6 protein-coding genes, 1 pseudogene and 1 riboswitch are annotated in these 8,326 nt (G+C 52.3%); of the genes and pseudogenes, 2 read left to right on the top strand and 5 right to left on the bottom strand.

Going from position 1 to position 8,326, the window contains the following annotated elements; genetic code table 11:
- Positions 1-439: 439 nt before the first annotated feature.
- Together murI and btuB are read right to left on the bottom strand one after the other, a co-directional pair.
- The gene (gene murI, locus ACLJRH_RS20975; protein ID WP_000201804.1) at positions 440-1,291 is read right to left on the bottom strand and encodes a glutamate racemase; all 852 of its coding nucleotides are present in this window, start codon (positions 1,289-1,291) and stop codon (positions 440-442) included.
- Positions 1,236-3,080 (bottom strand): annotated as a pseudogene (gene btuB / locus ACLJRH_RS20970) (TonB-dependent vitamin B12 receptor BtuB). The gene murI and the pseudogene btuB overlap by 56 nt, the downstream one beginning before the upstream one ends.
- 65 nt (positions 3,081-3,145) lie before the next feature.
- Positions 3,146-3,339: riboswitch (cobalamin riboswitch) on the bottom strand.
- A gap of 114 nt (positions 3,340-3,453) precedes the next feature.
- Between btuB and trmA the strand changes: the two are divergent.
- Complete coding sequence (gene trmA / locus ACLJRH_RS20965; RefSeq protein ID WP_023137072.1) at positions 3,454-4,554, top strand: tRNA (uridine(54)-C5)-methyltransferase TrmA; 1,101 nt, start codon at positions 3,454-3,456, stop codon at positions 4,552-4,554.
- A 46-nt stretch (positions 4,555-4,600) separates the two neighbouring features.
- On the opposite strand, the gene ACLJRH_RS20960 is transcribed toward trmA, so the two are convergent.
- A complete protein-coding gene (locus tag ACLJRH_RS20960) occupies positions 4,601-4,960 on the bottom strand; it encodes a YijD family membrane protein (RefSeq protein WP_000813838.1) in 360 nt (119 codons plus the stop codon).
- A 15-nt stretch (positions 4,961-4,975) separates the two neighbouring features.
- A complete protein-coding gene (gene fabR / locus ACLJRH_RS20955; RefSeq protein ID WP_000971958.1) occupies positions 4,976-5,611 on the bottom strand; it encodes an HTH-type transcriptional repressor FabR in 636 nt (211 codons plus the stop codon).
- A 198-nt stretch (positions 5,612-5,809) separates the two neighbouring features.
- On the opposite strand from fabR, the gene sthA reads away from it, so the two are divergent.
- The gene (sthA, locus tag ACLJRH_RS20950) at positions 5,810-7,210 is read left to right on the top strand and encodes a Si-specific NAD(P)(+) transhydrogenase (protein WP_001120789.1); all 1,401 of its coding nucleotides are present in this window, start codon (positions 5,810-5,812) and stop codon (positions 7,208-7,210) included.
- On the opposite strand, the gene oxyR is transcribed toward sthA, so the two are convergent.
- Positions 7,193-8,110 (bottom strand): DNA-binding transcriptional regulator OxyR, encoded by a 918-nt coding sequence (gene oxyR, locus ACLJRH_RS20945; protein WP_001025919.1) that lies wholly within the window; start codon positions 8,108-8,110, stop codon positions 7,193-7,195. The two genes, sthA and oxyR, sit on opposite strands and share 18 nt — an antisense overlap.
- Between the last annotated feature and the right edge of the window lie 216 nt (positions 8,111-8,326).

Genomic DNA, 8,326 nt, shown 5'->3' with positions numbered 1-8,326 from the left:
TTGCATGTGTTAGGCCTGCCGCCAGCGTTCAATCTGAGCCATGATCAAACTCTTCAATTTAAAAGTTTGATGCTCAAAGAATTAAACTTCGTAATGAATTACGTGTTCACTCTTGAGACTTGGTATTCATTTTTCGTCTTGCGACGTCAAGAATCCGTATCTTCGAGTGCCCACACAGATTGTCTGATAAATTGTTAAAGAGCAGTGCCGCTTCGCTTTTTCTCAGCGGCGCGGGGTGTGCATATTACGCTTTCCCGCTTCAGAGTCAAGCGTTTATTTTCGCTTTTCTCCGTGAGGTTCTGGTCTGAACCCCGCTGACCCGGCGGCCTGTGTGCCGTTGTTCCGTGTCAGTGGTGGCGCATTATAGGGAGTTATTTCTGCCTGACAAGAGGAAATTTAAAATAATTTCTCAAGTGCCTGGTATTTACCCAAAACGCCATTAAACCGCCAGTTTTTCGAGCGTTTCAAAGCCATAACGCTGTAAAACGGGTAATAATTGTTCAGCTCCTGGCGTCATTGCCATGCAATAAGCAATATTGGCATCGGTTGATTTCGCATCCGGCGCTTCATGTTCCAACAGCCAGGCTGTACGACGCGCTATCGCCGCGCCGGAATCCACTAACCGCGTCCCTTCGGGCAGGACTTGCAAAAGCTCGTCCCGTAATAGAGGGAAATGCGTACACCCCAGAACGACCGTGTCAGGCGGCTCCGGCATTCGTAGCCATGGGCGTAATATGCGGCGCAGCTCTTCCAGCGATACCGAATCGCCATGTAATTTAGCTTCCGCCAGTTCCACCAGTTCTGCCGACCCCAACATCGCTATCTGACATTCATTGGCGAAGCGCGCAATCAGCTCGTGAGTATAAGGACGTTTGACCGTCGCTCTCGTCGCCAGTAGCCCGACGACGCCATTGGCGGTCAGCCGCGCCGCTGGTTTAATTGCAGGCACAACGCCCACCACCGGGAAGGCAAACTTTTCACGTAATGCGGGAAGTGAGACCGTACTGGCGGTATTGCAGGCAATCACCGCCAGTGAAAGGGGATAGCGCTGCTGTACCGCAGTCACAATCTCGACAACGCGCTCGACGATAAACGTTTCGCTCTTTTCCCCGTAGGGGAAAGCCACGTTATCGAAAGCATATATATAGTGGAGATCCGGCAGGAGCCGCCGAATCTCATCATAGACCGACAATCCACCGACGCCGGAATCAAATACCAGCACGGTGGGACGTGGTTCAGAAGGTGTAGCTGCCAGACAAGGTGTATTCTCGTCCTGCAGTTTGGTAGCCATAAACTGTCTCGTAATCTTTGTCGAACAGGTTGGCTATTTTACCACGAACTGTAAGGTGTGAGGTGACCGGATATGCAACCGTAAGATCCCATAAACTGACGCCGCCCATTTTTACTGTCCGGTATGGGTAAGCGGAGTAGTCCGAATCATAGCGGGAACCAAGGTATTGATATGTCACCCCCCAGTCAAAATCGTAAACGTCCCAGTCAAGTTGATATTTTGCCATCTGTTTGGAACGCCGGGGTAATGGCGTATCGGTAATCGCATTACGCGCATCAACGTAATCGTAACTGACCGTATGCGTTAACGGTCCGGTATCGAAATTCGCCGTCGCCTCAATACCTTAAATGCGCGCCTTACCTTCGTTGTAATATTTTTGCAGATGATCGTCATAATCGATCATGTCATTAATATCGTTACGATAACCTGAAATACGCCAGCTGACGCCAGCGGTTAGCCCTTCAAATGCGCCTTCCCACTGTTTACTCTTTTCAGGATTCAGGTTCGGATTACCGTAATAACCATACAGTTGGCCCAAATTAGGCGCTTTGTAGGAGGTTCCGTAGGAGGCAATAAAGCGATAACCTTCTATAAACTCCCATCCCGCGCTGGTTTGCCATGTACCATGACGACCAAACTGGGAGTTGTCATCACTGCGCGCCGCCGCTTCCAGAGTGAAGTCACCCAACTGTTGTAATCCTGTCAGGTAAACCCCGGTATTACGCTGGTCATATCCCTCGGGCACATAGCCGGTACCTGGCGTGGTAGTCTGTTTCTGCCAGTCTACGCCCGCCCCAACATTACCGTGCCCCACGACCACACTGTTGGTCCATTGAACATTGTACTGTTTCATCTCATCCAGCGTGGCGGAGGTATCATACCGGCCATAGTGCGGATCATAGTTGTAATCTTTACTGTGGCTATAGCTTGAAACCAGCTGAGACTGAATACGTTCGCCATTAAAGCGCAGCCCGGCGTCCCAGCTTTGGCTATAAAGTTTGCGTGTATCAATCAACGGCGAGCCCGGCGAGTAATAGGCGTCGTAATCGGTACGGTTATCGTAGCCATAACCACGCACGAATCCGCTCCAGCGATCAGAAAAGGTATGCTCTAACGCGCCATAAAGCGTTTTACTCAAAAAGCCGTCCCGGTCAGGCTGCGCCTGCATCCCGGTACCGCCTTTCGCTACCACGTCAAACCCTTTGGTGTATTCGTAATCGCCGATCAACGTCGCCCGCGTGTTTTCGCCAAGTTGCTGTTGCGTCGAGATGTCGTAATTCTGGTAGCTATTGCTTCCCCATCCAGCGGTTAATTCTGTGCCTGGGTTATCGCGCGTCGTAATGATATTCACTACGCCGCCGATAGCATCGGAACCATAAATAGCGGAGCGCGGACCACGAATATATTCAATGCGCTGTACCAGCGACACCGGGAACTGGCTGAGATCGGCGGACCCGCTCACGCCTGCTAAATTCAGACGCACGCCGTCAATCAATACCAGTACATGGCTGGAGTTGGTGCCGCGAATGAAAATGGAGGAGTTTTGTCCAGCGCCGCCGCTCTGCGCAATATCGACGCCAGGCAAACGGCGCAGAACATCATTTACGGAGGTCGATTGCCAGCGTTCAATATCCTGACGCGTCACGATGGTAACGGGCGCCAGAACCGCGCTGCGCGGCTGCTGAAAACGGTTGGCGGTGACAACCAGGGTATCCGGGCTAGTGTCCTGCGCCCAAGCGGAAAAGGCCGTGACGGAGAACGCCGTCAGCAGCGTAGCTTTTTTAATCATTGTAAAGCATCCACAATATAAGAAGGATGCCGCAGGCTTCATCGATAGTACGCGATGATGAAAAACCAGATGCGACGTTAGCCGGCAGGTCTTCGGGCTTGGAGGGTTATCCGTTGGCTGGATAGCAGAAATGATGACTTCCCGCCGGAGGCAGTGTCTGCTTACGCTCTCATCTCACCTTTCCTTACCGCTGCGCGTCAGCTCCAGATTTTCACTGGATTCCCTATTAACTCACAGGACCGGCCCACGGATGCTACCGTCTGTCACAACACCCTGTCCAGACCGCGCATCACAAATCAGAAATCATCAATAGCTGGACATCCACTGAGCAATCCCTACAATCCCCGCGTACTTTTATTATTCAGGATGCGATATGACCCCCGAACATCTTCCGACAGAACAGTATGAGGCGCAGCTGGCCGAAAAAGTGGCACGCTTGCAGAGTATGATGGCGCCGTTTTCTGGCCTGGTTCCGGAAGTATTTCGCTCGCCGGTCAGTCACTATCGTATGCGTGCGGAATTTCGCCTGTGGCATGACGGCGATGATCTGTACCACATTATGTTTGATCAGCAGACCAAAAGCCGGATTCGCGTTGACACCTTCCCGGCGGCCAGCCAACTGATTAATACCTTAATGAAGGCGATGATTGCCGGCGTGCGCGATAATCATGCACTGCGGCATAAGCTGTTCCAGATCGATTATCTCACGACCTTGAGCAACCAGGCGGTAGTGTCGTTGCTGTACCATAAGAAGCTGGACGAAGAGTGGCGTGAAGCCGCCACTGCGTTACGCGATGCTTTACGCGCGCAAGGTCTGAACGTACACCTGATTGGCCGGGCTACTAAAACCAAGATCGAATTGGATCAGGATTATATTGATGAGCGTCTGCCTGTGGCAGGTAAAGAGATGATCTACCGCCAGGTCGAAAACAGCTTTACGCAGCCAAACGCCGCCATGAATATTCAGATGTTAGAGTGGGCGCTGGAGGTGACGAAAGACTCAAAAGGCGATCTGCTTGAGTTGTATTGCGGCAACGGCAATTTTTCTTTAGCGCTGGCGCGCAATTTTAACCGCGTGCTGGCAACCGAAATCGCCAAACCGTCCGTCGCTGCCGCACAGTACAATATTGCCGCTAATCATATTGATAATGTGCAAATTATTCGCATGGCGGCGGAAGAGTTTACCCAGGCGATGAACGGCGTTCGTGAGTTTAACCGCCTGCAGGGGATCGACCTGAAGCGCTATCAGTGCGAAACCATTTTTGTCGATCCGCCGCGCAGCGGTCTGGACAGCGAAACGGAAAAAATGGTGCAGGCTTATCCACGTATTCTGTACATTTCCTGCAATCCGGAAACGTTGTGCAAAAACCTGGAAACGTTCAGCCAGACGCACACGGTGTCTCGCCTGGCGCTATTCGATCAGTTCCCGTATACGCATCATATGGAATGCGGGGTATTACTCACCGCAAGGTAAAATGTACGTCGGATGGCCGGTTATACCGCCATCCGGCATTCGCACACTATTCCGCGGTGTCCTGCTTGCGGTTACGCAGTTTAAAGCCAATCCAGAATACCAGAATCACCGACAGCACCGCCGGGAAGAAATTAGAGCCAATATCCGGATATTCTGCACGCACGACGGTGCTATACAGTAAAACGCCAAGAATGAAACAAGCGGCGGCCAACCCCGGCAAACCTACCGGCATAGTACGATTTTGGTAGCGCTGATGCAGGCAATATACCGTCAGCACCAGCGAGATAACCGGGAATACGGAGAACGGCACAATAGCGCTAAACAGCGCCGCGAATGTGCCGTTAATCGATAAGCCAGCGATGAGCGCCAGCAACAGCGTACCTTTATCTTGACCTGACTGTTTCATTACTCGTCCTTCACGTTATTCGGAATGATGTGCTATTTTCTCTTGCTCACGGCGATACCAGTAATACGCCCCTTTCGCAATCATGCGCAGTTGCAATACCAGCCGCTCTTCTAATTGCCGACGCTGTTCAGCGCCGATGTCCAACGCCTCTGCGCCCGCGCTAAAGACAATAGTCACCATCGCTTCGGCCTGGGCTTCAGTAAACGCGCGCGGCATATGGTTTTCGAGTTCCAGATAGTCGGCAAGTTCCGCAATAAAATGCTGAATCTCCCGCGCGACGGCGGCACGAAACGCCGCTGAAGTGCCGGAACGTTCGCGCAACAACAGACGGAAGGCGTTGGGATTGTTGCCGATAAACTCCATAAATGTGGAGACCGACGTGCGAATGACGCTGCCGCCTTTCGCGATGCGCTGCCGCGCCTGACGCATCAACTGACGCAGCATCAGACCGCTTTCATCCACCATCGTCAGACCGAGTTCATCGACATCGCGAAAATGACGGTAAAACGACGTTGGCGCAATGCCCGCTTCACGCGCCACCTCACGCAAACTCAGGCTGGCAAAACTCCGCTCAGCGCTCAGTTGGCTGAATGCGGCTTCCACCAGCGAACGCCGGGTTTTTTCTTTTTGTTGCGCTCTAACACCCATCACAATGTCTGAATCCTTCCATATGCCTTATTCGGCACTATACCAGAGAATAAAAGTAACGGGTTCACACTGGATTGTGAATGATTGTTTACAGACAGTTTGTGCTCCGGCTTCGCAAAAAAGCACAACGATAATTGGGTTAAAGCTGGGCAAATGTTATCATCGTGTTTATTTTATGTATAAAAACAGGTGAGTAATACCATGCCACATTCCTGGGATTATGATGCAGTCGTCATAGGGTCAGGCCCCGGCGGTGAAGGCGCTGCAATGGGTCTGGTTAAGCAAGGAGCACGCGTCGCGGTGATTGAGCGTTATCATAACGTTGGCGGCGGATGTACCCACTGGGGCACCATTCCATCCAAAGCCCTTCGCCACGCCGTCAGCCGCATTATTGAATTTAATCAAAACCCGCTCTATAGCGACCACTCCCGTCTTCTTCGTTCTTCATTCGCCGATATCCTTAATCATGCCGATAACGTGATTAATCAACAAACGCGTATGCGTCAGGGGTTTTATGAGCGTAACCACTGTGAAATCTTGCAGGGCAACGCCCATTTTATTGACGAACATACCCTGGCGCTGGAATGCCATGACGGCACGGTTGAAACCCTGACGGCAGAAAAATTTGTTATTGCCTGTGGTTCGCGTCCTTACCATCCCAATGATGTGGATTTCTCGCATCCGCGCATTTATGACAGCGACTCAATCCTGAGTCTCCACCATGAACCGCGCCACGTTATTATTTACGGCGCCGGCGTTATCGGCTGCGAATATGCGTCCATCTTCCGCGGTATGGATGTGAAAGTGGATCTGATCAACACCCGCGATCGCCTGCTGGCCTTTCTCGATCAGGAGATGTCCGACTCTCTCTCTTACCATTTCTGGAATAGCGGCGTGGTTATTCGCCACAATGAAGAGTATGAGAAAATCGAAGGCTGCGATGATGGCGTCATCATGCACCTGAAATCCGGTAAAAAACTGAAGGCTGACTGCCTGCTCTATGCTAATGGCCGTACCGGTAACACCGATTCGCTGGCGCTGGAGAATATTGGTCTGGAAACAGACAGCCGTGGACAGCTCAAAGTCAACAGTATGTACCAGACCGCCCTGCCGCACGTCTATGCGGTGGGCGACGTGATTGGCTATCCCAGTCTGGCCTCCGCCGCCTACGATCAGGGGCGTATTGCAGCGCAGGCGCTGGTGAAAGGCGAAGCGACCGCGCATCTTATCGAAGATATCCCCACCGGGATTTATACCATTCCGGAAATCAGTTCTGTCGGCAAAACCGAGCAGCAGTTAACGGCAATGAAAGTGCCTTACGAAGTGGGCCGCGCGCAGTTTAAGCATCTGGCGCGAGCGCAAATCGTCGGCATGAACGTCGGCACGCTAAAAATTCTCTTCCACCGCGAAACCAAAGAAATTCTGGGGATTCACTGCTTTGGCGAACGCGCCGCCGAAATTATTCATATCGGCCAGGCGATCATGGAGCAGAAAGGTGGCGGTAACACCATCGAATACTTCGTTAACACCACCTTTAACTACCCAACCATGGCGGAAGCTTATCGGGTTGCGGCGTTGAACGGCTTAAACCGCCTGTTTTAACGCCTTGTCGAAATGGCCATCCATTGCGCCACGGATGGCCTCTGCCAGTTGCTCATAACGGCTACGCAGCGGCGATCCAGGGCGATAAACCAGCCCCACGGTACGACGCGGCTCCGGCTTAATGCATGGCAGATAAACCACGCCGTCGCGCTTACGCTCCTGCGGTACGGCCAGCGCGGGGAGTAGTGTAATACCACTGCCCGCCGCCACCATGTTGCGCAGCGTTTCCAGACTGGTTGCCCGGAAATGGGTATCTTCATCCGCTCCCGCTTCAAAACAGAACCCCATCGCCTGATCGCGCAGACAGTGGCCATCTTCCAGCATCAGCAATTTCTCGCCCGCCAGGTCGGACATCGGCACGCGATCGCGATTCGCCCACGGATGATCCTCATAAATAGCCAGCATCATGGGCTCATCAAACAGCGGCACTTCGATAAACGCCTCGCTCTCTTTCACCAGCGCCAGAATAGCGCAGTCAAGCTTGCCGCTATCGAGTTGCGCTAACAACTGATGCGTTTGCGCCTCATGCAGATACATTTCCAGCTTCGGGAAAGTCTGGTGCAACATTGGAATGATAAGCGGCAGCAAATAGGGACCAATCGTTGGGATTAAACCAATATGCAGCGGGCCGGACATCGTCTCGCCTTGTTGGCTTGCCATCTCCTTGAGCACCTTGACCTCACGCAGTACGGTACGCGCCTGATCCACCAGCAGTAAGCCCGCCTGGGTAAACAGCACCTTACGGCTCGTACGCTCCAGCAGCATAACGCCCAGCTCATCTTCCAGCTTACGTATTTGCCCACTAAGGGTTGGCTGGCTGACGTGACAGGAGTCCGCCGCTCGCCGGAAATGGCGATGTTCGGCTAACGCCACCAGATATTCAAGATCACGAATATTCATTATTCATCCTCCGTCGCCACGATAGTTCATGGCGATAGGTAGCATAGCAATGAACGATTATCCCTATCAACCTTTCTGATTAATAATACATCACAGAACGGAGCGGTTTCTCGTTTAACCCTTGAAGACACCGCCCGTTTAGAGGGTATCTCTCGAACCCGAAATAACTAAAGCCAACGTGAACTTTTGCGGACCTCTGGTCCGCTTTTTTTTTGC

The organism is Salmonella sp. SAL04162 (assembly GCF_046551535.1).
GTDB classification, from domain to species: domain Bacteria; phylum Pseudomonadota; class Gammaproteobacteria; order Enterobacterales; family Enterobacteriaceae; genus Salmonella; species Salmonella enterica.
The sequence above is the reverse complement of the archived record's forward strand: the minus strand, read 5'-3'. Positions and strand labels throughout refer to the sequence as shown.

What these genes read in the sequence shown, in the direction of transcription:
- murI (WP_000201804.1), bottom strand. Translation starts at nt 1,291, where the DNA reads ATGGCTACCAAACTGCAGGACGAGAATACACCTTGTCTGGCAGCTACA.
- trmA (WP_023137072.1), top strand. Translation starts at nt 3,454, where the DNA reads ATGACCCCCGAACATCTTCCGACAGAACAGTATGAGGCGCAGCTGGCC.
- ACLJRH_RS20960 (WP_000813838.1), bottom strand. Translation starts at nt 4,960, where the DNA reads ATGAAACAGTCAGGTCAAGATAAAGGTACGCTGTTGCTGGCGCTCATC.
- sthA (WP_001120789.1), top strand. Translation starts at nt 5,810, where the DNA reads ATGCCACATTCCTGGGATTATGATGCAGTCGTCATAGGGTCAGGCCCC.
- oxyR (WP_001025919.1), bottom strand. Translation starts at nt 8,110, where the DNA reads ATGAATATTCGTGATCTTGAATATCTGGTGGCGTTAGCCGAACATCGC.